The 23,360-nt window shown below is 62.8% G+C and carries 30 protein-coding genes and 1 pseudogene; 18 read left to right on the top strand and 13 right to left on the bottom strand.

Going from position 1 to position 23,360, the window contains the following annotated elements; genetic code table 11:
- Positions 1–955: pseudogene (locus tag WCJ41_RS14565) on the bottom strand (hypothetical protein); the annotation flags it as partial.
- 287 nt (positions 956–1,242) lie between these two features.
- Here WCJ41_RS14565 and WCJ41_RS14560 point away from each other — a divergent pair.
- Both WCJ41_RS14560 and WCJ41_RS14555 read left to right on the top strand, forming a co-directional pair.
- A complete protein-coding gene (locus tag WCJ41_RS14560) occupies positions 1,243–2,106 on the top strand; it encodes a DMT family transporter (protein ID WP_336906558.1) in 864 nt (287 codons plus the stop codon).
- A 104-nt stretch (positions 2,107–2,210) separates the two neighbouring features.
- Positions 2,211–3,779 carry a glucan biosynthesis protein gene (locus WCJ41_RS14555; protein ID WP_336906556.1) on the top strand — a complete coding sequence of 523 codons (1,569 nt, stop codon included), beginning with the start codon at positions 2,211–2,213 and terminating at the stop codon, positions 3,777–3,779.
- A 16-nt stretch (positions 3,780–3,795) separates the two neighbouring features.
- Here the strand turns inward: WCJ41_RS14555 and WCJ41_RS14550 are convergent, their stop codons facing one another.
- The 11 genes from WCJ41_RS14550 to WCJ41_RS14500 form a co-directional block, all read right to left on the bottom strand.
- Entirely contained in the window at positions 3,796–3,993 is a 198-nt protein-coding gene (locus WCJ41_RS14550; protein ID WP_336906555.1) for a hypothetical protein, read from the bottom strand.
- 79 nt (positions 3,994–4,072) lie between these two features.
- Positions 4,073–4,651: a DnaJ domain-containing protein gene (locus WCJ41_RS14545; protein ID WP_336906554.1), complete on the bottom strand. Its 579-nt coding sequence runs from the start codon at positions 4,649–4,651 to the stop codon at positions 4,073–4,075.
- Between the two features lie 159 nt (positions 4,652–4,810).
- Positions 4,811–5,404 carry an SCO family protein gene (locus WCJ41_RS14540; protein WP_336906553.1) on the bottom strand — a complete coding sequence of 198 codons (594 nt, stop codon included), beginning with the start codon at positions 5,402–5,404 and terminating at the stop codon, positions 4,811–4,813.
- A 52-nt stretch (positions 5,405–5,456) separates the two neighbouring features.
- Positions 5,457–5,939, bottom strand: coding sequence for a copper chaperone PCu(A)C (locus WCJ41_RS14535; protein ID WP_336906552.1), 483 nt, complete (start codon positions 5,937–5,939; stop codon positions 5,457–5,459).
- Between the two features lie 103 nt (positions 5,940–6,042).
- Complete coding sequence (locus WCJ41_RS14530; protein ID WP_336906551.1) at positions 6,043–6,411, bottom strand: hypothetical protein; 369 nt, start codon at positions 6,409–6,411, stop codon at positions 6,043–6,045.
- A 93-nt stretch (positions 6,412–6,504) separates the two neighbouring features.
- A complete protein-coding gene (locus WCJ41_RS14525; protein WP_336906550.1) occupies positions 6,505–6,711 on the bottom strand; it encodes a hypothetical protein in 207 nt (68 codons plus the stop codon).
- A 15-nt stretch (positions 6,712–6,726) separates the two neighbouring features.
- Positions 6,727–7,350 (bottom strand): transglutaminase-like cysteine peptidase, encoded by a 624-nt coding sequence (locus WCJ41_RS14520; protein WP_336906549.1) that lies wholly within the window; start codon positions 7,348–7,350, stop codon positions 6,727–6,729.
- Between the two features lie 109 nt (positions 7,351–7,459).
- Positions 7,460–7,762, bottom strand: a complete 303-nt coding sequence (locus WCJ41_RS14515) for a hypothetical protein (protein ID WP_336906548.1) — start codon at positions 7,760–7,762, stop codon at positions 7,460–7,462.
- Between the two features lie 184 nt (positions 7,763–7,946).
- The gene (locus WCJ41_RS14510) at positions 7,947–8,921 is read right to left on the bottom strand and encodes a lipase family protein (RefSeq protein ID WP_336906547.1); all 975 of its coding nucleotides are present in this window, start codon (positions 8,919–8,921) and stop codon (positions 7,947–7,949) included.
- Between the two features lie 73 nt (positions 8,922–8,994).
- A complete protein-coding gene (locus WCJ41_RS14505) occupies positions 8,995–9,369 on the bottom strand; it encodes a hypothetical protein (protein WP_336906546.1) in 375 nt (124 codons plus the stop codon).
- 170 nt (positions 9,370–9,539) lie between these two features.
- A complete protein-coding gene (locus WCJ41_RS14500; protein WP_336906545.1) occupies positions 9,540–9,701 on the bottom strand; it encodes a hypothetical protein in 162 nt (53 codons plus the stop codon).
- 23 nt (positions 9,702–9,724) lie between these two features.
- On the opposite strand from WCJ41_RS14500, the gene WCJ41_RS14495 reads away from it, so the two are divergent.
- The gene (locus tag WCJ41_RS14495; RefSeq protein WP_336906544.1) at positions 9,725–10,516 is read left to right on the top strand and encodes a hypothetical protein; all 792 of its coding nucleotides are present in this window, start codon (positions 9,725–9,727) and stop codon (positions 10,514–10,516) included.
- Here the strand turns inward: WCJ41_RS14495 and WCJ41_RS14490 are convergent.
- A complete protein-coding gene (locus WCJ41_RS14490; RefSeq protein WP_336906543.1) occupies positions 10,513–10,863 on the bottom strand; it encodes a DUF393 domain-containing protein in 351 nt (116 codons plus the stop codon). The genes WCJ41_RS14495 and WCJ41_RS14490 overlap by 4 nt on opposite strands.
- 27 nt (positions 10,864–10,890) lie before the next feature.
- On the opposite strand from WCJ41_RS14490, the gene WCJ41_RS14485 reads away from it, so the two are divergent.
- The 15 genes from WCJ41_RS14485 to yacG all read left to right on the top strand — a co-directional run bounded on the left by WCJ41_RS14485 (position 10,891) and on the right by yacG (position 23,242).
- Positions 10,891–12,105 carry an aminotransferase class V-fold PLP-dependent enzyme gene (locus WCJ41_RS14485; protein ID WP_336906542.1) on the top strand — a complete coding sequence of 405 codons (1,215 nt, stop codon included), beginning with the start codon at positions 10,891–10,893 and terminating at the stop codon, positions 12,103–12,105.
- Positions 12,106–12,165: 60 nt separating this feature from the next.
- Positions 12,166–13,326 carry an ROK family transcriptional regulator gene (locus WCJ41_RS14480; protein WP_336906541.1) on the top strand — a complete coding sequence of 387 codons (1,161 nt, stop codon included), beginning with the start codon at positions 12,166–12,168 and terminating at the stop codon, positions 13,324–13,326.
- Entirely contained in the window at positions 13,323–14,132 is an 810-nt protein-coding gene (locus WCJ41_RS14475; RefSeq protein WP_336906540.1) for an ATP-binding cassette domain-containing protein, read from the top strand. Before WCJ41_RS14480 ends, WCJ41_RS14475 begins: the two co-directional genes overlap by 4 nt.
- Positions 14,133–14,172: 40 nt before the next feature.
- Positions 14,173–15,210 (top strand): sugar ABC transporter substrate-binding protein, encoded by a 1,038-nt coding sequence (locus WCJ41_RS14470; RefSeq protein WP_336906557.1) that lies wholly within the window; start codon positions 14,173–14,175, stop codon positions 15,208–15,210.
- An 87-nt stretch (positions 15,211–15,297) separates the two neighbouring features.
- Entirely contained in the window at positions 15,298–16,296 is a 999-nt protein-coding gene (locus WCJ41_RS14465) for an ABC transporter permease (protein ID WP_336906539.1), read from the top strand.
- On the top strand, positions 16,293–17,063 hold the full coding sequence (locus tag WCJ41_RS14460) for an SDR family oxidoreductase (RefSeq protein WP_336906538.1): 771 nt from the start codon (positions 16,293–16,295) through the stop codon (positions 17,061–17,063). Before WCJ41_RS14465 ends, WCJ41_RS14460 begins: the two co-directional genes overlap by 4 nt.
- Positions 17,064–17,184: 121 nt before the next feature.
- Positions 17,185–18,594 (top strand): 3-isopropylmalate dehydratase large subunit, encoded by a 1,410-nt coding sequence (gene leuC / locus WCJ41_RS14455; protein WP_336906537.1) that lies wholly within the window; start codon positions 17,185–17,187, stop codon positions 18,592–18,594.
- Between the two features lie 344 nt (positions 18,595–18,938).
- The gene (locus tag WCJ41_RS14450) at positions 18,939–19,094 is read left to right on the top strand and encodes a hypothetical protein (RefSeq protein WP_336906536.1); all 156 of its coding nucleotides are present in this window, start codon (positions 18,939–18,941) and stop codon (positions 19,092–19,094) included.
- Positions 19,095–19,104: 10 nt separating this feature from the next.
- Complete coding sequence (locus WCJ41_RS14445; RefSeq protein ID WP_336906535.1) at positions 19,105–19,515, top strand: metallopeptidase family protein; 411 nt, start codon at positions 19,105–19,107, stop codon at positions 19,513–19,515.
- 61 nt (positions 19,516–19,576) lie between these two features.
- Positions 19,577–20,533, top strand: a complete 957-nt coding sequence (gene argC, locus WCJ41_RS14440) for an N-acetyl-gamma-glutamyl-phosphate reductase (protein ID WP_336906534.1) — start codon at positions 19,577–19,579, stop codon at positions 20,531–20,533.
- A 10-nt stretch (positions 20,534–20,543) separates the two neighbouring features.
- Positions 20,544–21,149, top strand: coding sequence for a 3-isopropylmalate dehydratase small subunit (gene leuD / locus WCJ41_RS14435; protein ID WP_336906533.1), 606 nt, complete (start codon positions 20,544–20,546; stop codon positions 21,147–21,149).
- Between the two features lie 14 nt (positions 21,150–21,163).
- A complete protein-coding gene (locus WCJ41_RS14430; protein ID WP_336906532.1) occupies positions 21,164–22,111 on the top strand; it encodes an AEC family transporter in 948 nt (315 codons plus the stop codon).
- A 76-nt stretch (positions 22,112–22,187) separates the two neighbouring features.
- On the top strand, positions 22,188–22,406 hold the full coding sequence (gene infA, locus WCJ41_RS14425; RefSeq protein WP_111197504.1) for a translation initiation factor IF-1: 219 nt from the start codon (positions 22,188–22,190) through the stop codon (positions 22,404–22,406).
- A gap of 31 nt (positions 22,407–22,437) precedes the next feature.
- Positions 22,438–23,052: a Maf family nucleotide pyrophosphatase gene (locus tag WCJ41_RS14420; protein ID WP_336906531.1), complete on the top strand. Its 615-nt coding sequence runs from the start codon at positions 22,438–22,440 to the stop codon at positions 23,050–23,052.
- Between the two features lies 1 nt (position 23,053).
- The gene (gene yacG / locus WCJ41_RS14415) at positions 23,054–23,242 is read left to right on the top strand and encodes a DNA gyrase inhibitor YacG (protein WP_336906530.1); all 189 of its coding nucleotides are present in this window, start codon (positions 23,054–23,056) and stop codon (positions 23,240–23,242) included.
- The last annotated feature ends 118 nt before the right edge of the window (positions 23,243–23,360 follow it).

Here is a 23,360-nt window from a genome sequence, read left to right as displayed (position 1 = left end):
GTTGGAGACGCCACTGTTCGAATGAAAGGACGGGGAATTGCCGCGCGACGCCCGGTGCCACCACCAAGGTGAGCACCGGAAAGAGAAAGAACGCGTAGCGCACATGCGTCATGAACAGATAGACCAGCAGGGCGAGCAACAGCGCACGCGCAATCCCCAGACGGAAACCCGAGATGAGGGCCGCGAACATGAGGCCAATCAGGGCCACGGCATGCAGCTTGTGAATCTGGGCATTGAAGGGCTGCCACTCGACGATCGGGGCAACCCAGTCGTGGGGCTTGATGAACAGCCATGTCGCCAGCATGGGCTGATAAGTATAGGGATGGATCAAGCAGACCAGCGGGCAAAGCGCGAGGAACGCCACCCACTTCAGGATCACGGATTTCTTCGTCAATCCACTGGTTTCGAGGACATCGAGAAAAGCGAAAAAGGCAATGACGAAGCCCATGGTGAAGGCTGCATGCAGGTTTGCCCACACCACCAGCACCAGCAGCAGGAAGAAGTTCGGTGATCGGCCTTCCTTCGACGCCTTAAAGAGCTGATCGGTCCAGATCACCAGAAGCGGCAAGCTCAGCAGATGCGGCCGTACGGTGATGGACGTGCTCGCGAGAAGAATGCAGACAAGAACCACCACAGCAGCGAGGCTTGGCCTGAGCCAGCCGGAAACGGACCAATAGAGCAGCGCGACGGAAACACCGATCACCGCCAGGCCGGTGAAGGCGACGGCATTCCAACCCCCGAGGGCAAAGGCCGCAAAATACACGATCTGCGATAGCCATTCCTTCGCGATCCAGGGCTGGCCCGCGAAACTGTAGGAAAAGGGATCGACCGTGGGGAACGCCTGGTGCTGCCAGATCCAGCTGCCAGTCTTGATGTGCCACGAGATGTCCGGATCACCCAACAGCTTTTCGCGGGCCGCCATGACGGCAAGGACGCAGCACAGCACCGTGACCATTCCGATGACGAACCGGACGTGATCGGCGGGGGTGGAGGGACCTGTTGCTGGCTGGGAAATCATCGATCACTGCAATCTTGGACGCAAAGCATATATTTTGCGGGGAACTTTGCAAATCAGGTCGATGCATCGCCTCTTTGGGTCGATCCATGAGGCGATACAACAGTCATGTCGATGAACTGCCTTCACGCCGATGTTATGTACAACGCTGAATTCATGCAATAGAGGCCCGAAATTCGAAGCAACACAGATCGAGGCGACCGCGCGTGAAAAGCGCCGCATCCACAATGATACCGGTGCTCGTGTGCACACTGGCGATCTTCCTTCTCTCCGCAATGGACGCGGGGATGAAGTCGCTTGTCATTGCGGCCGGCGTCTACAACATCGTGCTGTGGCGCAGCGTGCTGGCCAGCATTGCCTCGGCGGCGGGCTGGGCCACGAAATCGCGGGCCCGGCCCAGCTTCAAGGCGCTGCAACTTCATGCGCTGCGGGCCGTGATCGTTGGCATCGTGCTGATCACCTTCTTCTGGGGGCTCGCGCGGCTGCCCATGGCCGAGGCGATCGGGCTCAGCTTCATCGCACCGCTGTTTGCGCTGTTCCTCGCCGCCGTGCTGCTGGGCGAACGGATCAGGCTGCAGGCGGTGTGGGCAGCGGTGCTTGGCTTTGCCGGCGTGGCCGTCATCGTGGCGGGGCAATTCGGCGGCGCCAGTTACAGCGAGGAGACGCTGCTCGGCACGCTGTCCATTCTCGTCTCCACCATCTTCTACGGCTTCAACCTGATCCTCACGCGCAAGCAGGCGCAAATTGCCAAGCCGATCGAGATCATGTTCTTCCAGAATCTCGCCCTGCTCATCATCATGGGTGCTGCGGCCCCGTGGCTTGGCATGTGGCTGCCCCAGCAATACTGGCTTCCGCTGGTTGGGGTGACGGTGCTGTCGCTGACCGGCCAGTACCTCATGAGCTGGTCCTATGCGCGGGCCGAGGCGCAATATCTGATCAGCACCGAATACACTGCCTTCATCTGGGCAATCGGGCTCGGATGGTGGTTCTTCGGCGAATCCGTCTCCTGGGAGACACTGGCCGGCGCCAGCCTGATCATCGTCAGCTGCTGGATCGCGGCCAGGGCCAGCATGCGACCGGTTGAAGGCTGACCATCTCCGCAGCGGCGTGCTGCCATTTCCCTGCCGCCTTTCGATTGCATCGGAAGCACCCATTCAGTAACGCAAGCCCCTCCAAAACCGGCAGCAAACACACCATGACCCCGACACTCTCCAGACGTGCCTTCATCCTCGCGGCCGCCGCGTCCGGCATCGCTGCTTCGGGCGCCGCGCTTGCGGAGGGGATCAAGGGGATCACCTTGTCCGGTCCGGTTCCTTTCAGCTTCGACGGCCTCATCGCGACAGCGCGCGAGATGGCGATGAAGCCCTTCGCGCCCACGCCGGTGCGCGGCGCGGAACTTCTCGAGAAGATCGACTTCGATGCCTACCAGCAGATCACCTTCCGGCCGGAAGATTCGCTGTTCAAGGGCACGCGCTACCCGGTGCGGCTGTTCCACCTCGGGCGCTATTTCAAGTCGCCCGTGAAGATCGCCGTGGTCGAGGGCGACCAGTCTCGCAATGTGCTCTACAGCCCGGACCTCTTCAAGTTGGGCCCCAAGGCCCGCCCCATCGTCGACAGGCTTCCGGATGATCTGGGCTTCGCCGGCTTCCGCGTGCATGAGGGTGACACCAGCAGCGACTGGCTGGCGTTTCTTGGTGCGGCCTACTTCCGCACGGCGGGTGAACTGAACCAGTATGGCCTTTCGGCGCGCGGGCTCAGCATCGACACAACCGCTTCAAAGCCGGAGGAGTTCCCGCGCTTCACCGAATTCTATCTCGAGGAGAAGCCGGACGCGCTGGTGATCACGGCGTTGCTCGACAGCCAGAGCGTCACCGGCGCCTTCCGCTTCACCTGTTCAAAGCCGAAAGCGGTGATCATGGATGTCGAAGTCCGCATCTTCACGCGCAGCGACATCGAGCAGCTGGGCTTTGCACCGCTCACCTCGATGTTCTGGTTCTCGGAGACGAACCAGCGCCAGGCCCGCGACTGGCGCCCGCAGGTTCATGACTCCGAGGGCCTCGCCATCTGGACGGGTGCTGGCGAGCGCATCTGGCGTCCGCTCAACAACCCGCCGCAGGTGATGACCAACAGCTTCCTCGACAAGAACCCGAAGGGCTTCGGCCTCGTGCAGCGCGACCGCGACTTCACGCATTACGAGGACGATGGTGTTTTCTACGACAGGCGCCCGACGCTGTGGGTGGAGCCCAAGGGCGACTGGGGTGAAGGCGAGGTGCAGCTCGTCGAGATTCCCACCGAGGACGAGGTTCACGACAACATCGTCGCCTTCTGGACACCGCGCGCGGCAGTGAAGGCAGGCCAGTCCTTCGCGCTCGATTATCGCCTGCACTGGGTTGACGCCGAACCTTACCGGCCCGCCAGCATTGCACATGTGGTGTCGACACGGCGCGGCAATGGCGGCAATCCAGCCGTCCGCGACAAGGCTTCGAGCTACGTGAAGTATGTGATCGACTTCGAGGGCGGGGACCTGTCCACGCGTGAAGGCACCAAGAACCGGGCCATTCCGGACATCACGGTTTCACGCGGCAAGGTGGTCAATCCCTTTGCCATCCGCGTTATCGGAACCGACCGCTGGCGCATCCTGTTCGATCTCGACGTCCATGGTCCGGCGCCGGTCGATCTGCGCGCCTATCTGCGCACCAAGGATGGAAGGGCGCTGAGCGAGACCTGGCTCTTCCAGCATTTCCAGCAGCAGACCTCCTGGTGAGCAGCAGATCGGTCCCTCAGGGGCCGATTCTCAGCATCCGGTAGAGGACATAGGTGATGATCGCCAGAAAAATGGCGGCAACGAAGAGCCGCCATCCGGCGGAATAGGCCCCTTCAGAGCAGAACAACCCCTCCAGTGCCTGATGCCCATGACGGGCCATGTATCGGCACGACGAGTCACCGACCGCAATTGCCCAGCCATCCAGAAATTCCATGGCATCCTCGCAGGGGTCAAATTGAACCTTGATCCTACTATGCCTGCGCGCTCACAACAAGGGCGGGAAACCTGGCGGCTTAGTCGAGGTCGTCGTTCTCATGGCTGCGGTCCATCAGCAGCATGGTGGTTGTCTTGCGGTGGTGTTCGGAGTTGATGTGGTCAATGCCCTCAACGGTGATCGAAAACATGCCATTTTCGAGTTTTTCGATCCAGTGCTTGGCCTTCAGATACCAGAAGTGGAATTCGAGGCTTTCGATCTTGCAGTTGAAGATGCGCTCGAGTTCCATCTCCGGCACGCCCGGGTCGCGGATGTTGTGGCGCCGCTTGTTGTAGAACACCGAGAGCAGCTTCGACTGTATGTCGACGTCCTGACCAACCGTGTCCCCGTCGGTACCATTACTGTCCGAGGCATGAGTCGGATTCGAACCGACAACCTGGTTGTAGAGAATGTCGTATTTGGATCGCTTGCCCAAGTCCTTCAGAATGTTGTGCGCTTCGACGATCTGGTCGAAGCGTTCACGGTTGCCGGTCTGCGGATTGTCGGGGTGATAGCGCTTGGCGAGGCGGTGGAAGCGCCGGCCCAGGTCATCGGCAGAGATGTCGGGTTTGATGCCCAGGATCTTGTAGTAATCGACGAAGCCGTTAACTTCCATCATCCCCGCCTGCATCGTTCCACTCAGGGGCTGTTGCCAGCCTTGCGACCGCATCCCTGATCGCGATCAGTCTATCTGAAGCAACGATAAGAAAAAAGCCCTTGCTTACTTATGCTCTAGGCGAAGAGCCGCACGCTGCGCGAGCGTTGTTCAGCCAATTGGTTAACCCCCGAGCAGCCGCTTCAGCTTCGCCTGCCTTGCGTCCTCCGCCTCGTCATAGGCAAGGGTGCCGACAAGTTTCCCGCCGCGATCAAACAGGAATGTGGTTGCCGTGTGGTCCATCGTGTAGCCGCCATCGCTGGTGGGCACCTTGGCGTAATAGACGCGGAAGTCGGACACGAGCTGCTTCAGCTGTTCCTCGGTGGGCACCAGCGCATCGATGCGCGGGTCGAAGTTCGAGACATAGTCCTTCATCGTCTCCACCGTGTCGCGTGCGGGGTCGACGGTAATGAAGAACACGCGGAAATCCTTCGCGGCATCGCCAAGTGCGACAAGGCTGTTGCTCATGTCATTGAGCGTGGTGGGGCACACCTCCGGGCAGTGGGTGAAGCCGAAGAACACCGCATAGGGCTTGCCTTGCAGCAATTTCGAATCGACCACGCCTCCCTTGGACGAGGCGAGCACAAATGGCCCGCCGATTTCGAAAACCGCGGACGGCGGGCTGTTGTGCAGCAGTCCCGCCCCGAACCACGCCACTGCACCGAGCGCCACCGCGCCGGCCACCGCAGCGACCGCAAAAACCCTGACATACTTCATCGCATCGCCTTCCATTTCGGATGGGGAGGGACGTCAATCCCTCCCCGCACGTTCAATGCATGTCGCTCATGTCGCCGCCGGGTGCTGCCACCTCATACTCGACCGTCACGCTGCCTGCTTTCTCGAAGGTGAGCGTGCCGGTGAATTCCTCGCCTTCCACGACCTGCCGCTCGAGGCCCATGAACATCAGGTGCAGGCCTTTCGGCTTGAGCTTCACCGTGGCGCCGGCGGGAATGACCAGCCCATCCGGCAATTCCACCATCTTCATGACGTCGCCCACCATCTTCATGTCGTGGACCTGCACGAGCTTGCTCACCTCGGAGGTGGCCTTGACGAGCCTGTCATCCTCCTTGCCGTTGTTGGTGATCGTCATGAAACCTGCCGCCACATCTGCCGCCATGGGAGACTGCCGCGACCAGGGATGATGAATGACGAGATCGCCGAGCTTGATCTCGTGGGCTTGTGCATCAGAGAAGCCAAGACCAGCTGCCAGTAACAGAGTGGCGGCAAAGTTGATCTGCTTGAAGAGAGACATGGAAAGTTTCCTTTCAGGCGTACTGGGCAATCGCAGGGCGACCGCGCATCGCGAATGAAATTCATCTGGGAGCACCCGTGACCGGATGCGGCTTCGTCTACCTTTAGACGGAAGCGGGCGGGCCGCGCGGTGGACTGGCGTCAAGCAGCGCCTGTAGCGGCGAAGCAAGGGCCTCAGGCGTGGCAGTTTGAGGGATGCCGACATGCCGCGGCGTTGCAGCGAAGGCCGGCGCTGATGCGCCAAGCGTCGGGCAGCAACTCTGGCCGTGATTGCCACACAGCATGCAGTGGTCGTGGGTCGCCTGGTGCTGCTGGCCGCCGTCTGGCTGGCCAGGCAGGTCCTGCCCGCAGACCGACATGAGGATATCCTGGTCGAGGGCGGTGGAGGCGGACAGCGCGGGCTGCGGCAGCAGGCCGATGATGGCGGGCAACACGAAGGCGAGCATCACCGCCTGGGCGAACCAGCGGCGCATGTTCCTCAGCCGTGCAAGAAATCCCCAGCACATGGCATCAGATAGACCGATGCGCCGGCTCGTGTCCAGAATCCGAAGGGTCGCAGGGAAGGCTCAGCTGCCGGCAAAGGCGGACAGCGCCCGGAGCAACTGGCCATGATCGGACTGCGGGCCGACCAGCGCCTGAAGCACGTCCTGATGCTGGAGGGCGACGATGGTGGCGGACACCAGCACGGCGGCAACGGCGCGGCGCACCCACTTGCTGGAGAAGAACAGCGCGATGGCGATGGTGGTGGCGATGCGGAAGGGAAGGCCGAGCATGATGAAATGTCCCGCTTACTTGCTGGCAGTGCCGGCGATGGCGGAGCCGCCGCGGACCGGTTCGAGCGACACCCACTTGCGCGGGTCCTGCGCCGACTGGCGCTTCAGCATGGTGTAGCCGGTATTGGCCCAGACGCGGACCTCGTTGCGGCGGTTATCAAGAATGTAGTCGCCGGCCGCGGAGGTCAGCGTCAGCACGGCATGACCCTCGCCGTGCTCGTCCAGAACGACGGTAATGCGCAGTGCTTCTTCCGGGATGCCCTTGGAGATCAGGATCTTCTTCTTCAGCAGAACCACGTCCTCGCAGTCACCGGCATCGGTGGGGATCGTCCAGTATTCGGGTGTTCCGTAGAGGGTCTCGTCGGTCACCGGGGCAATGGCGCCATTGACGAAGGCGTTGACCATGCGCACCAGAAGCCACTTCTCCTCAGGCATGGAAATCCGGCGCTGGCGCGAGCCATCCGGCTGGCAGTTTTCAGGATTGCGCTGGCAGAACTCGACGAAGCCGATGGGCGGAAGGGTCTCGGAATATTCATGGGCGAAGGCAGAGACCTTCTGGGTGCTGCTGGCGAGCGACGGGGTGGCGAGCGCCAGAAGGCAGCCCAGCATCAGCGCCACTCCCTTTCCGATCTTCCCCATCTGCAAGCCCCGGCCCATATCGTTAATATGGAGTAAATATGCCTCGGGGTCGGCGGAGGGGCAATCGTAAACGAAAAGTTAAGTTAACGCCGGCGGCCCCGGATTGGCCTCAATGGCGTTCGCGGCGGGCCTGGGCGCGGTCGAGCGTGCCCAGGTCATGCATCATGTTGACGAAGATGGAGTCCGTCCAGCCGAAGTTGAAAAGACCAGATATTGCGATGACCGGGCCTATGAGACGCCACCCCTGGGGGAGGCTCACCGTATCATCGCCCAGAGTGGTGTAGTTTTCGAGCACGAAGAAATAGGGGTCTCGCATGCCGGGAATGAGCCCGGTCCACCAGATCGGCCAGGCCCACATGAGGGTGACGAGGAGGTGGAGGGCGGCAAGCGAGGCGGCAGCCACCGACACCATGACGTTATCATGACGTTATAGTGCCATGGAGCCATCGTCGTGCCGCCCTGCTCCCAGCTTCGGGTGAAGTGGCGATAGACCAGCCGCACCTCGGTGCCGTGGACGAGGATCACCACTGTCAGGATCACAAGCCCCACCAGCATTTCCAGCAGTGGGTAGGCGGCGATGAGGGCTTCGACCGAAGTCATTGCCCGGGCTGCAGCGTCGCGACAGCCTTCTTCTTCGCCACGTAGTTCTCGCGCGAATTATAAGCGACTGCGCGGCTCGCCGTCATCTTGTCCTCGATGCGCCGGATATAGTTGTTGAGCTTGTGGTCCTTCAGGTCGGCAACGCTCATGTCGCGCCAGAATTCGCCGAGGCTGAGTTCGCTCGCAGTCTGGGCCGGAAGATAGACATAGTCCGGCCCCTCGAGCAGGATCACCTCTGGCCCCACCTGCTGGTAGGGGCCGAACTTCTTGTTCACCATCACGCCGGGCGGCAACAGCGGCACCAGGTCGTTCTCGTCGACCACCCGCATCAGAGGCAGGAAGCCGAGCTGCGATACGCCCACGGCCGTGGTGAAGCGCGGCTGGCCATAGGTGTAAATCTTGTCGACCTTGTAGCCATCCTCGATCATGTAGAGGCCGAGCACGGCTGCCACCGCGCCACCCAGCGAGTGGCCGACGACATAGGTCTGATATCCCTTCTTGAGGTAGGGTTGTGCATCCTTCCACACGGCGCGGGCATCCTGGTCGAAGCCGGTGTGGATCGGGATCTTGGTGGCGCGGTCATCGCGCACCTTGGCGTCGAAGTCCTCGCTCAGCGTCTTGTCGTCCATGGTGCCGCGCACCACGATGTATTGCACCTTCGCCTTGTCGTCCTGCTCGATGAAGTACTGGACGTCGCGGCCACCCGGCGTGGCCACGCGGATGGTCTTTGGATAGGCGGTGCGGATCTGTGCGGGCTGGGCGTAGGCAGCCTTGGCGCGCTTGGCGTTGACGTCAAGCGTCGAGAAGTCGATGTTTTCCTGGACGACCTCGGAGCCGAGCGTCTTCAGCTCGCCCTTGGGCAAGCTGGCGCAACCAGCCAGAAGGGATAAGCAGAAGAAGGCGGCGGCGACCTGCCGCAGCCCGGTGCACGGCTTTTCTCCGCGCGCTACTGTCGAAACAAACGCCGTCATGAGTCCCTTCCAAAATCGGAATCACCTTGGCGTGAGGCGTTGCCCGCGTCAATCGCGGCAGGTGGCCAGTGACCTAGTTCTGCGCCACGTCGGTACGTCGGAACTTGAGCACATCACCATCATTGCCCTGGGCAACATACCAGCCGCCCTGCTGGCTGATGCGACCGCACTTGGCCTCGCCCTTTGTCCATTTGTCGAAGGAAACGCACAGCGCGGAGCCCTTCATGTACCAATGGCCAGTGTCCTGCTGGCCATAGGCGACGCCCGAAATCGAGCCGCCACGGCTGCCGGTGAAGTTGACGCGGTAACCCTTCACCTGGGCCTCGAACTGGCCGGGGAAGAGCTTGGTTACCTCGGACCGCGCCAAGGGCGCTGCCTGGGCGATGTTGGCGAGGGGGAGAGCGGCGGCAACAATCAGGGTTGCCGCGAAAGCGGTGCGAAGGTTCATGTGATGAAGCCCCTTGGTTGCGGCAAGCCATGGCCCCCTTGGCCGCTTGCCCGTTTCGGATCTGGCGCCCGTTTGGCAGCCCTGTGTGGTGGAAATATGGGATTCAGGTGACTTAATTTCCCGTTGATATTGGTCAAATCAGGTGAACAAGCAGCAATCATTGGTTGCATTCAACGACTTTCCTCAAGAAAAGCCATGCGATTCAAACAGTTCGGAGGGAGCCAGCAACCCACCAAAATTCCCGACCATTCAGCACTTTTCAACCAATTCAGGAATTGTTCACCACATGGCGACATTTCAGGCAGGCCAGGGCCATGGATGGCCTGTTCCATGCGGTCCGTGCTAGGGAATGGCCATGCGCCAGATCGACACCTTCTTCAGTGACGGATTCCTGCGCTTTCCGGTTGATGCGGCGACGCTGGCTTGGGCGCGGCATGCCCTGGCCCCTGCGGCCTCGGCAACGCGTGATCCGGCCAATGCGGCATGGCTGCGCTGCGGCGGTACGTGGTTTGTCGGTGTCGATGCGCTGCCGAATGACCCGACCGGCCGGCTGCCCGGAGGCCCGCCCCTTGCGGGCGAAGCGATGAGCATCGTAACGGATGCACTCGGGCTGCATTTGCCGCTGCACCGCGCGCAGGTGTCGGTCTGTTATCCGGGCTACCCGCAGCCATCGGCCGAGGAGAGCGAGGCTGCCTACAGTTTCCGCCGCAACCGCGATGCCGCGCATGTCGACGGACTGCTGGCCGAAGGGCCCGAGAAGCGGCGCTACCTGAGGGAACCGCATGCCTACATCCTCGGCATCACGCTCACCGAGCAATCCGCCGACGCCGCACCGCTCACCGTATGGAAGGGCTCGCACCGGATCATGAAGCAGATGTTTGCCGCAACCTTCGCCGGCAAGGCGCCGGAGACATGGCCTGAGGTCGACGTCACCGCTGCCTATCAGGAGGCGCGCCGCAGGGTGTTTGAGACTTGCGAGCGCCTTGCCCTGCCCTCGTCACCGGGCGAAGCGGTGCTGGTTCACCGCCACCTCGTGCATGGCGTGGCACCGTGGGGCGAGCAGGCGACCGCCTCACCCGAGGGCCGCATGATCGCCTATCTGCGCCCCGTGTTTCCGTCCATCAGGGACTGGATCGAAGCGCCCTAGCGCCAGAGCCGGCGCAGCTTCAGGAAGCCGCCATAGGCAACATCCAGCACCGCGACCACAGGTGGCGCGGACAGCAGTCGTGCCGGCAGCCGGAAGCCGGGTGTGGCCGCCCAGAGCGCGAGGAAGGCGGCAGCACCCGAGACCAGAGCCCCATTGGCCAGGCGGACATGAAAGCGCTGCAGCGCATCATCCCGGTCAAGATCCGGCGCGGGGCGGCCCTCACCGGTGACATCGCAATAGCTGACGTCCCCACCAGTGCGCTTCCGGTAGAACCCGATCTCACGGCTACACACCGGGCATGCGCCGTCATAGTAGACCGTGAGTGACGATTGCGGCTTGGCAGTCATGGGAGGAACTACGATAAGCAGGGGTTCATGGATTTGCAGGAGTTCCCGCTCGTGACGGTTTACGGCGATCTCGGTGTCAGGACGCTCATCAACGCCAAGGGCACGGCCACGCGCCTCTCGGGCGGCATCATGCGGCCGGAAGTAGCCGCCGCCATGGTGGAGGCTTCGCAGTCCTGCGTCGACATTGCGGAGCTGCAGGCCGCGGCCTCGCGCATCATCGCCGAAGCGACGGGTGCTGAGGCAGGTTATGTCGCATCGGGTGCCTCGGCCTGCCTGCTGATCGGCGCTGCCGCCTGCATCACCGGGCTTGATCCGGGCAGGATGGCGCGCCTGCCCGACACCACGGGCATGAAGTCCGAATGCGTGATGGTGCGCAGCCAGCGCAATTTCTATGACCACGCCATCCGCGCGACAGGGCTGAAAATCGTCGAGGTTGGGTTGCCTGACCGCTACGCCGGTGCCGGCGTGCGCGATGCGGAGGCTTGGGAGATCGAGGATGCGATCACCGACAACACCGCCTGCATCTTCTATGTCGCCGACGCGCAGTCGCGCCCGCCGCTTGCCGAGGTCGTGGCCGTGGCACATGCCCGCGGCATTCCGGTGCTCGTGGATGCCGCGGCACAGCTGCCACCGCAGGATAATCTCAAGCGCTTCATTTCAGAAGGTGCGGATCTCGTGGCCTTCTCTGGTGGCAAGGCGCTGGGGGGCCCCCAGGCCAGCGGCATGTTGGCCGGACGGCGCGACCTGGTGATGGCCGCAGCGCTCCAGCACCTCGACCTCGACATCTTCTGGGACATGTGGTCGCCGCCGCCCACCCTGATCGACAAGTACCGCCTCAAGGGCGCGCCCGCGCACGGCATCGGAAGGAGTTGCAAGGCTGGCAAGGAGGAGATCGTGGGCCTGCTCACCGCACTCCGCCTGTTCATCGCCGAGGGCGACGCGGCGCGCCATGCGCGCTGGCTGAAGGATTGCGAGACGGTGGCGGCAAGGCTCGACGGCTTCCTCGTCACCATCACCGGCAGCAATGACACCGGCGCCGTGCCCACCGTCGAGATCACGCTCGACCCTGACAAGATGAGTGCCACCGAGCTGTGCCTGAGGCTGCAAGGTGGCGAACCGGCCGTGGCGCTGGACCCCGCCCAGCGCGACAAGGGCATCGTGACCGTCAACCCCATGTGCCTGAAGCCGGGCGAGGCGCAGGTCACAGGCGGGCAAATCGCGCGCGTTCTGCGGGAATTATAAGTTCATTTGCATTATTCAGGATTCGGCGCATGATCCCTGTCAAAAAACGGGGATGACGCCATGTCCCTCAAGGGGACGAACCAGGAATTCGGCAGGCCGTACAACCGGCGGATCGTTCTTGAGACGATCCGGCAGCACGGGCCGATCGAACGCGCCGGCATCGCGCAGAGGGTGGGCCTGACCGTCCAGACGGTGGCCAACATCATCCGCGAGCTGGAAGAACTCGGCCTGGTTTCCGGCGAACGCACCCACCGGAAAAGCCGCGGCTCGCCGCCGATGAGCCTCACCCTCAACCCGCAGGGCGCCTATGCGATCGGCGTCAACGTCACACCGCGCGGCATCGAGGCAGCGCTCGTCGATCTTGCCGGCACCATCGTCGCGGCCCAGCGGCTGGACATGTCGCCACCACACCCGGAAGAAAGCTTCCGCGCCATCAGCAAGCTGGTCAACGGTTTCCGCGCCAAGACCGATGGCCGGATGATACTCGGCATCGGCCTTGCCATGCCGGGTCCCTTCGACATCGACAAGATGAGCTTCGTCGGCCCCACCACGCTTGAAAGCTGGCGCGGCGTTGCCGTGGCCCAGCGCCTGTCCGAGATAACTGGCCTTCCCGCCTTCGTCGATGGCGACACGCTGGCAGCTGCGCTGGGCGAAAGTCTTTATGGCGTGGGCCGCAGTGTGGGCGATTTCTACTTTCTCTATTTCGCCGTTGGCCTTGGTGGATCCATGGTGCGCAACGGCGAACCGATGCGCGGAATCTACGGCAATGCCGGTGAGATCGGCCATGTGCCGATGGTGCCCGACGGCCAGCCCTGTTCATGCGGCAACAAGGGTTGCCTCGAACGCTATGTATCGCTCGAGGCCTATCAGCGCCGCACGCCGGTCATCGGCCAGGCCGCATGGATCAAGGAAGCCGCCCCGTTGCTGCGCAACGCCATCGTGGCGATCGAAAACCTCTTCGATCCCGAAACGGTGGTGATCGGAGGTCTCATGGATGATGAGCTGCTATGCGAACTGGCTGCTGCGGCGGAACCGCTGCCCACCTCCGTCGCTGACCGCAAGCAACGCACGGCCCCGCGCATCATGCGCTCGGCCAGCGGCCAGGACGCCGTGCTGCGCGGTGCGGCCTCGCTCGCCTTCTCCGGCGCGCTGCAGCCGCGCCTGGGCCAGGCGGATGGCGGCGACAAAGACCCCCTCTTCGCAAGGAGCCGCGTGGCATGAATTTTCCCACACTGCTTGAACTCGACGACATCCGCATGAACTTCGGCGCCATCGAGGCGCTGAAGAGCGTGTCCTTCAAGGTCGGCAAGGGCGAGGTCGTGGCGCTGCTCGGCGACAATGGTGCAGGCAAGTCCACCCTGGTCAAGATCATCTCGGGCGGCCTCAAGGCGAGTGCGGGGCGCATGGTGTTCGACGGCGAGGAGCGCTTCTTCCCGACACCGGCGGAAGCCAAGGCGCAAGGCATCGAGACCGTCTACCAGGACCTCTCGCTGTGCACCAACGTCGACGTCGTCGGCAATTTCTTCATGGGCCGCGAGATCGTGAAGAAGTGGCTGGGCTTCATCCCCGTCCTTCAGGAGAAGGAAATGGAAGAGGTGGTGGCGCAGGCGCTGAAGAATGCCGGCACGCGCATCCCTTCACTCCGCACCAATGTCGAACATCTCTCCGGCGGCCAGCGCCAGGCCATCGAATTGAACCGCTTCGCCCACTGGGGTGGCAAGCTCGTGCTGCTCGACGAACCCTTCGCCGCATTGGGCGTCGACCAGACCAGGCGCGGCCTCGACCTCATCAAGCGCATTGCCGCGCAGGGGATCGGCGTCATCATCATCACCCACATCATGCAGCAGGCCTTTCAGGTGGCGGACCGCATCGTGGTCATCCGCCAGGGTCGTGTTGCGGGAGACGTGCCGACCAGAGAGACCAGCCCCGGCGAAGTCGTGGGCATGATCACCGGCGAGGCCCTGGCTTCTGAAAAGTCGTCTGGCCAAGCCCAAGAAACGAGGCCGAACGGTCCGACAGCGAACTGAACCACAACGAAAACCAAACGAGGAAACAAACATGAACCGACTGCGCCGACTCCTGACTGCCTCCATCACGCTTGCCGCGGTGGGCCTGGTCAACCCCGCCTATGCCGATGGCTCGAAAGGCAAGATCTTCTACATGGTGCCCACCCTGCTGGACGAGTTCCAGACCGAGTCGGTCTCCGCCATCACCAAGTTCATGGGTGACGTTGGCTATGAGGTCGTGACGCTGAACGCCGACAACAAGACCGACCTGCAGCAGAGCCAGATGAACGACACCATTCTGCAGAAGCCTGCGGCAATCATTCTTGCCGCGGTGGACTTCAACGCGCTCGCCCCCTCGATCGAAAAAGCGCGCGCGGCCGGAATTCCCGTCATGGAGTTCGACCGCCAGATCACCTCGACACCCTCCGACCTCACTTCGGTCGCGGGAACGATCGAGATCGGCCAGGTGGCGGCGGGCGAAATCCAGCGCCTGCTGAAGGAAAAGAACGGCGCGGTGAAGGGCAAGATCCTGCAGGTTCTGGGCGATCCGTCGGATCCCTATTCCCTCGACATCCAGAAGGGCTTCGAGGACAAGATGAAGGAGTTCCCCGACGTCCAGATCATCTCGCTGCCCGCCATGCAGTGGGAAGCCTCCAACGCCGGCACCATCGTGTCTGACCAGATGGTGGCCAACCCCGACATCGACCTGATCTTCCTGCACGCCGCCCATCTCTCGGTGGCCGCCGTGGCCGCTCTCGAGGCCAAGGGCAAGAAGCCGGGCGACGTGATGATGATCTCCTCCAATGGTGCGCCGGTGGGCCTCGACCTGATCCGCAAGGGCTGGCTCAACGTCGAGGTGGAACAGCCGCTCTATGCCCAGGCGGCAGCACTCGCCATGTTCGCCGACAAGGTGGTGAACAAGCAGGAAATCAAGCCCGGAAACTACAACGTGCTCGGTCTTGACTCGGTGATGACCATCGAGAAGTGGGGCCCGAACATCAAGATCCCGGGTGCCGCCATCACCAAGGCGAATGTCGACGAGCCGCGCTTCTGGGGCAACCTGAAGGCGCCGACCGACAAGATCACGCCGGTACAATAAGCGGCGTCACACGCATAACCACTCTCTCCACCGTCATCCCGGCGAAAGCCGGGGTGACGGGCAGAGAGGACAGAACTGGACCATGCCATGAACTCACCTCGCCAGCGGGCCACTGCCGAATTCGTTCTCGACCATCTCGTCTGGTTCATGCTGGCGGCTGTGCTGATCGCATTCTCCATCTTCGTGCCGAACTACTTCCAGATCGGAATCTTCGCCAATATCGTCGAGCAGTCGACCTTCGTCGGCGTGATGGCCATCGGTCTTGCCATCGTCATCATCGCCGGCCACATGGACCTCTCGGTCGAGTCGACCGCGGCACTCGCCGCCATGATCACCAGCATCCTGTTCTGCTCGCACGGCATCGGGCTCGGCATCACCCTCACTCCTGAATGGCTGGCGATCCCCGTCTCGCTCATCATCTCGCTGGCGGTGGGCGGCCTCATCGGCTTCCTCAACGGCTTCTTCACCATTAAGATGAAGATGAACGCCTTCATCGTGACGCTCGCCTCCTACATCTGGGTGCGCGGGCTTGTGGTGGCAATCTCCGGCGGGCGCTCGGCGCAGGATCTTTCGCCCTCGCTGCGCTCCATCGGCATCGAGCAGTTTCTCTATATTCCCCTCATGGCCTGGATCGCCATCATCTGCTTCGTGGTGTTCTCCTTCATCATGAGCCGCACCCCCTTCGGTCGCCACATCACGCTGGTCGGCGGCAATGCGGTGGCTGCCTTCCGCGCCGGCATCAAGGTGGACCGGCTGATGTTCGTCTCCTTCATCCTGGCGGGCGCCATCGCAGGCCTCGCCGGCTGGCTGCTTGCCATCCGCACGAGCGGCGCAACCGCAAATCTTGGCACCGGCATGCTGTTCAACGCCTTCGCGGCAGTCGTCATCGGTGGCGTCAGCCTGAAGGGCGGCGTCGGCAAGCTGCCCGGCGTCTATGCCGGCGTGCTGCTGCTCTCATCCATCCACACCGCCATCAACCTGATGGGGCTTCCTGCGCATTACACGCAGGTGATCCTTGGCTTGCTCGTGCTCGCTGCGGTTCTGCTCGACACGCTCAAGATCCAGATACGCCAGAGGTTCGCATGACGAAAAGGCTGGAAGGCAAGATCGCGCTGGTCATCGGCGCGGCACGCGGCATTGGAGAGGGCATCGCCCAGCGCTTCGTCGAGGAAGGCGCCAAGGTCGTCATCGCCGACACCGAGGTGGAGGCCGGCAAGGAAACGGCCGCACGGCTGAAAGGCCTCTTCATCGAAACCGACATTTCGCGCATGGACCATGCCCAGCGCGCAGTACAGACGGCGCTCGATGGCTTCGGCGGTCTCGACATCCTCGTGCAGAATGCCGGCATCTACCCCTGGACGCTGATCGAGAACACCTCGCCTGAAGAATGGGACAAGGTGCTGGCAGTGAACCTCAAGGGTACCTTCCTCGCAGCCCGCGCAGCGCTTCCGCACATGAAGCAGAAGAAGTCCGGCCGCATGATCTTCACCTCGTCCATCACCGGGCCCCGCGTGACCAGCCCCGGCCACGGCCATTATTCGGCCTCCAAGGCGGGCATCAACGGCTTCATCAAGTCAGCCGCACTGGAGTTCTCGGGCTACGGCATCACGGTCAATGGCATCGAGCCCGGCAACATCCTCACCTCCGGCATGCAGATGCACCGGTCAGAAGCCTTCATCAAGTCCATGGAAGTGGCCGTACCGCTGGGACGGCTGGGCACCCCGAGAGACATCGCCAACTGCGCCCTGTTCCTCGCCTCGGACGAGGCCTCCTACATCACCGGCACGACAATCATCGTCGACGGCGGCCAGACGCTGCCCGAGGGTGCGGATTTCCGCATCAACCCGGACTGAAGCGTCTTCTCCCGCTCGGTAAGCGGGAGAGGACGACCATCCATCGCCGCCCGGGGTTTGACTTGGGGCCTGAACTCGCTAAATACGCCCCAAAATCCACTTTCTCCGAAGGCATGAACCCATGGCCAAGCCGCACACGCTCTATGACAAGATCTGGGACGATCACCTTGCCCATGAGGCCGAGGACGGCACCTGCCTGCTCTACATCGACCGCCACCTCGTGCATGAAGTGACCAGCCCGCAGGCTTTCGAGGGCCTGCGCATGACCGGCCGCAAGGTGCGCCACCCGGAAAAGACGCTCGCCGTCGTCGACCACAACGTGCCGACCACGGACCGCTCCAAAGGCATCGCGGAAGACGAAAGCCGCATCCAGGTCGAGACGCTGGCAAAGAACGCCGCTGAATTCGGCATCAAGTATTTCAACGAGCTCGACAAGCGCCAGGGCATCGTCCACGTGGTGGGCCCCGAGCAGGGCTTCACGCTGCCGGGCACGACGATCGTCTGCGGCGACAGCCACACCTCCACCCACGGCGCCTTCGGTGCGCTGGCCCATGGCATCGGCACATCCGAGGTCGAGCATGTGCTCGCCACCCAGACGCTGATCCAGAAAAAGGCCAAGAACATGCTCGTCCAGGTGGACGGCAAGCTGCCCAAGCATTCGACTGCCAAGGACATCATCCTCGCCGTCATCGGCCAGATCGGCACGGCGGGCGGCACCGGCTCGGTGATCGAGTTCGCCGGAGAGGCGATCCGCGACCTTTCCATGGAAGGCCGCATGACGGTCTGCAACATGACCATCGAGGGCGGCGCCCGCGCCGGCATGATTGCGCCTGACGAGAAGGCCTTTGAATATCTCAAGGGTCGCCCGATGGCGCCCAAGGGTGCCGACTGGGACAAGGCCGTTGCCTACTGGAACACGCTGAAGACAGACGAAGGCGCGCATTTCGACCGCGTCATCACGCTCGATGCCGCCAGCCTGCCGCCCATCGTGTCTTGGGGCACATCCCCTGAGGACGTCATCACCATCGACGGCACCGTGCCCAACCCGGACGATATCTCGGACGAGGGCAAGCGCCAGTCCAAGTGGCGCGCGCTTGAATACATGGGCCTGAAGCCCGGAACGAAGATGACCGACGTCGAGCTCGACGTCGTGTGGATCGGTTCCTGCACCAATGGCCGCATCGAGGACCTGCGCAATGTCGCCAAGGTCGTCGAGGGCAAGAAGGTGTCCGACCGCCTCGCCTATGCGATGATCGTTCCGGGCTCCGGCCTCGTGAAGGAACAGGCCGAGGCCGAGGGCCTCGACAAGATCTTCAAGGCCGCCGGCTTTGAGTGGCGCGAGCCCGGCTGCTCCATGTGCCTCGGCATGAACCCGGACCAGCTGAAGCCCGGCCAGCGCTGTGCGTCCACCTCGAACCGCAACTTCGAGGGCCGCCAGGGCTACAAGGGCCGGACCCACCTGCTGTCGCCAGAAATGGCGGCTGCGGCCGCCCTCGCTGGCCGCTTCGTGGACGTTCGCAAGGACGCCTGAGCCTAGGCTAGGTGATTCTACAGACTTCGGCCCCGCCACTGGCGGGGCCAATTTATTTTGACCAACCGGCTTGCAGCTTTCCCTTTGATACAGCACTGCAATATTTCAGCGGTAAGTTCATTTGCGAACAATCGGCGGGCACGCTAGGGACCGCAGTTCGTTCCTGTACGGGGAAGACCCCGGCAGGAACAAGGATCGATCGGGGACATTGATGGTCGAGTCAGCCAAGTGTGACGCAGATCATTAACGGTTGCTGAACTTCTCGTTAAACCTTATGTCACCGGCGTGGCGATAAGGTGATGCCAAGGTTAAGGCCGGCGCCAACATTCGAGTGGGGATTTCAAGTGGCTAGTTCAACTGTTCAGGCGGACGCAAAGTTCCTGCGCCGCATTTTCATGGGCCTTGTGCTCCTGACGCTCGTCACCGGCGGCCTCGCCGGCTTCACCACCGTGCAGGCGATGACGGGTTCGGCGGCCAGCTGCACCGGCAACTGCGAATAATTCCTGCACCATGGCGGACCACCGGCTGTCCGGACTCTCCGCCCCTACCCTCAGCGACATCGAAGAATTGGCGGCAGAGGCCTTCAGGGGCCTCCCCGATGACTTTCGTGCGCTCTGCGGCGAGGTGATCATCTCTGTCACCGACTTCCCTACGGAAGAGGTGCAGAACGAGATGGATGCCGGGCCCTTCGATCTCCTGGGCCTGTTCCAGGGCATCGGCCTCGCCCATGACGCGGCGATCCCGGAAACCGGGCGCATGCCCAACATGGTCTTCCTCTATCGCCGCGCCATCCTCGACTACTGGGCCGAGCATGAGGAGACGCTGGGAGCGGTCGTCACCCACGTGCTGGTGCACGAGATCGGCCACCATTTCGGCCTCTCCGACGACGACATGTATGGCATCGAGGACCGCACTCCTTAAGCGTGCGGCATGCGCCGGGCCATGTTGCAGCCCTTGCCCTTCCCCTCTATAGGAACGGCCCATGACAAGCATTTTCATCGATGGCGAGGCCGGAACCACCGGACTCCAGATCCGCGAGCGGTTGCAGAACCGCTCGGATGTGACGCTCGTCTCGATCGACCCCGAACGCCGGAAGGATCCGCAGGCGCGCCGCGAACTGCTGAATTCGGTCGACGTTGCCATCCTCTGCCTGCCCGACGAGGCGGCAAAGGAAGCGGTCGCGATGATCGACCCCGCGTCGAAGACCCGCGTCATCGATGCCTCGACCGTCTTCCGCGTGGCCGAGGGCTGGGCCTATGGCATGGCGGAAATCTCCGCCCTCCATCGCCAGCAGATTGCCAATGCCAAACGTGTCGCCAACCCCGGCTGCTATCCGCAGGGGCTGATCGCGCTGGTCCGCCCGCTGATCGCGGCCGGCATCATGTCGCCCGACTATCCCGTCACCTACAACGCAGTCTCTGGTTACTCCGGTGGCGGCAAGAAGATGATCGAGGAGTATGAGGTGAAGGGCGCTGCCGCCATTGCCTATCACCCCTATGGCCTCGGCTTTTCGCACAAGCACCTGCCCGAGATGCAGGTCTATTCCGAACTCGCCCATGCGCCTATCTTCCAGCCGGCCGTTGGCAATTATGCGCAAGGGATGATGGGTTGCGTGCCGGTATTCGCCGATCTTCTCGCGAAGAAGGCCAAGGGCCAGGAGATTCGCGACTGCCTGTCGCTCGCCTACGCGAACCAGCCCTGCATCTCGGTGGCGCCCTTCGAGTCGATCGAGCGCGCAGCGCCGGTCAACCCGGAAGACCTCAACAACACCAACCGCATGCGGCTCCATGTCTTCGCCAATGACGCGCGCGGCCACGTGCTGCTGATGGCCATTTACGACAATCTCGGCAAGGGCGCCTCGGGTGCCGCCGTGCAGAATCTCAACATCATGATCGGCGCGGAGGAAACTCTCGGCACCGATCTCCCCACAGCCGCCTGAGGACAAAACCATGCAGAAGTTCGAAACGCTCACCGGTGTCGCCGCGCCGCTGAACATCGTCAACATCGACACCGACATGATCATCCCGAAGCAGTTCCTGAAGACCATCAAGCGCACGGGTCTCGGCAAGTCGCTGTTCTTCGAGATGCGCTTCACCCAGGACGGTGTGGAAGTGCCGGATTTCGTGCTCAACAGGCCCGCCTACCGCAAGGCCGAGATCCTGGTGGCGGGCGACAATTTCGGCTGCGGCTCATCGCGTGAGCATGCCCCCTGGGCGCTGCTCGATTTCGGCATCCGCTGCGTGATCTCCACCTCGTTCGCCGACATCTTCTACAACAACTGCTTCAAGAACGGCATCCTGCCGATCAAGGTCAGCCCCGAAGACCTGAAGAAGCTGATGGATGATGCCGAGCGCGGAGCCAACGCCACCATGACCATCGACCTGCCGAGCCAGGAAATCCGCGGTCCAGACGGCGGCACCATCAAGTTCGACCTCGACCCCTTCCGCAAGCATTGCCTGCTCAACGGGCTCGATGACATCGGCCTCAGCCTCGAGAAGGTCTCTTCCATCGACAGCTTCGAGAAAAGCCAAGCCCAGAGCCAGCCCTGGCTCTGATGCTCGCACCCTAAGTGGAGTCCATACTCAACACCGTCCTGCCGGTCTTCGGCATGATCGTGCTGGGCTATGGCTTCACGCGCGCCAAGGTCTTCGACGCTGCGGCGGGCCGCGGGCTGTCGCTCTTCGTCTTCAACCTCGCCATCCCCGCGCTGCTGTTCAAGACGGTGGCTACCATGGGCGCCCAGCAGGGCGCACCGTGGGAATTGTGGATCGCCTTCTTCGGCGGTCTGTTCATCACCTGGGTGGCGGCGGCGCTGGTCTCGCGCATCGTGCCATCGCTGAACGTCTCGGGCGGCGCTGCGGCCTCCATGGCGGCAGGCTTTGGCAACCTCGCGCTTCTCGGCACACCGCTGGCGCTCTCGCATTTCGGCCAGCAGGTGGCGATTCCGCTCGGCATGATCCTGTCGATCCATGCGCCGATCCTGTGGTTCACCGCCATGCTGCACCGGGCATTGTTCCAGACCACGGGCGGCGTCTCGATTTCCGGCACCGCAAAGGACCTGTTCAAGAACCTTGCGACCAACGGCATCGTGCTGGGCCTCCTTGCCGGCAGCCTGTGGCGGGTCACCGGCCTGGGGCTGCACCCGATCTTCGGCACCATGCTCGACATGCTGGCAGATGCCTCCGTTCCCACCGCCCTCTTTGCGCTCGGCGTCTCGCTGGCGGGCTATTCGCTGAAAGGCTCGTGGAGCGGCATGTTCACGCTGATCGGCCTCAAGATGGTGCTGATGCCTGTCCTCGTGTTCCTGCTGGTGCATTATGTGGTGTCGATCCCGCCGCTATGGGGCCATGTGGCGGTGCTGTTTGCCGCCATGCCGACGGGCGCCAACGCCTTCCTGTTCTCGCAGCGGAACAATGAGGCGACGGCGGCGGTTTCAGGCGCCATCGCACTGGGAACCGCCTTGGCGGCGGTCAACGCCTCGGTCCTGCTCTATCTCATGGACACAGGTGCGATTTAGGCCCGTCAGGCTTGATTTTACGGGTGAACAGGTCCATTTTCCGCGCAATTTCTGAACCCCCCCTTTAAGGAGCCACATGGCCAAGGAAGAACTGCTCGAATTCGAAGGTACCGTGACCGAACTTCTTCCCAACGCGACGTTCCGCGTGAAGCTCGACAACAATCACGAGATCATCGCCCACACTGCCGGCAAGATGCGCAAGAACCGCATCCGCGTGCTGGCCGGCGACCGCGTGATGGTCGAGATGACGCCCTATGACCTGACGAAGGGCCGCATCAATTACCGCTTCAAGTAACAGCAAGGGCGCGCATGCCCCTGTCAAGCTGGTGCTGGCGAGCGCCTCGCCGCGCCGGTTGCAGCTTTTGGAGCGCGTCGGGCTGACGCCCGACCTCCTCAACCCGTCCGACATCGACGAGCTTCCGCACAAGCGCGAGACGCCGCGCGCCCTGTCCATCCGCCTGGCGAAGGAAAAGGCCGAGCGCGCCCTCGAAATGCCGCTGGTGAAGGAGCTCGGTCCCAGAACCTTCGTGCTGGCGGCGGACACGGTCGTCGGCCTCGGCCGCCGCATCCTGCCCAAGGCCGAGACGGTGGACCAGGCGCGCGACTGCCTGTCGCTGCTCTCGGGCCGCTCGCACTGGGTCTATTCCACCGTCTGCCTCATCGCGCCGGGCAAGAAGCTCTCCACCCGCTGCGTGGAAACCAAGGTCCGGTTCAAGCGCCTGTCGCGCGAGGACGTGGACAGCTACATCGCCTGCAATGAATGGCGCGGCAAGGCAGGCGGCTATGCCATCCAGGGCCGCGCAGAGGCCTTCGTGCGCCTGTTGACGGGTTCTCATTCCGCCGTCGTCGGCCTGCCGCTCTACGAGACGGTGCATCTCCTCGAAGGAGCCGGCTATCCGGTGTTCCACAGCTGGATGACGGCGCCGCAAACCGAGGTCTGAGATGACCGAGCCTGTGCGGCTTCGCCCGAAGCGCCCCTGCCCCATCTGCTCGAAGCCCTCCGCCCAGAAGTATCACCCCTTCTGCTCGTCACGCTGCGCGCAGATCGACCTGAACCGCTGGTTTGGCGGCAACTATGCGATTCCGGTCGAGGAAGACGAGCCCGACGAGGGTGAGAACCGCGAGGAATGAGCGGCCACGCCCACGCATCATACGTCCATCATCGCCGGGCTTGACCCGGCGATCTTCTTTGCGGGTCGCTAGAAAGGATACGCGGGTCAAGCCCGCGTATGATGCGTTGGACGAAGAG

The sequence above is a fragment of the Aestuariivirga sp. genome (assembly GCF_037139295.1).
Classification (GTDB): Bacteria; Pseudomonadota; Alphaproteobacteria; order Rhizobiales; family Aestuariivirgaceae; genus Aestuariivirga.
This window is presented reverse-complemented; position numbering and strand designations above follow the sequence as displayed.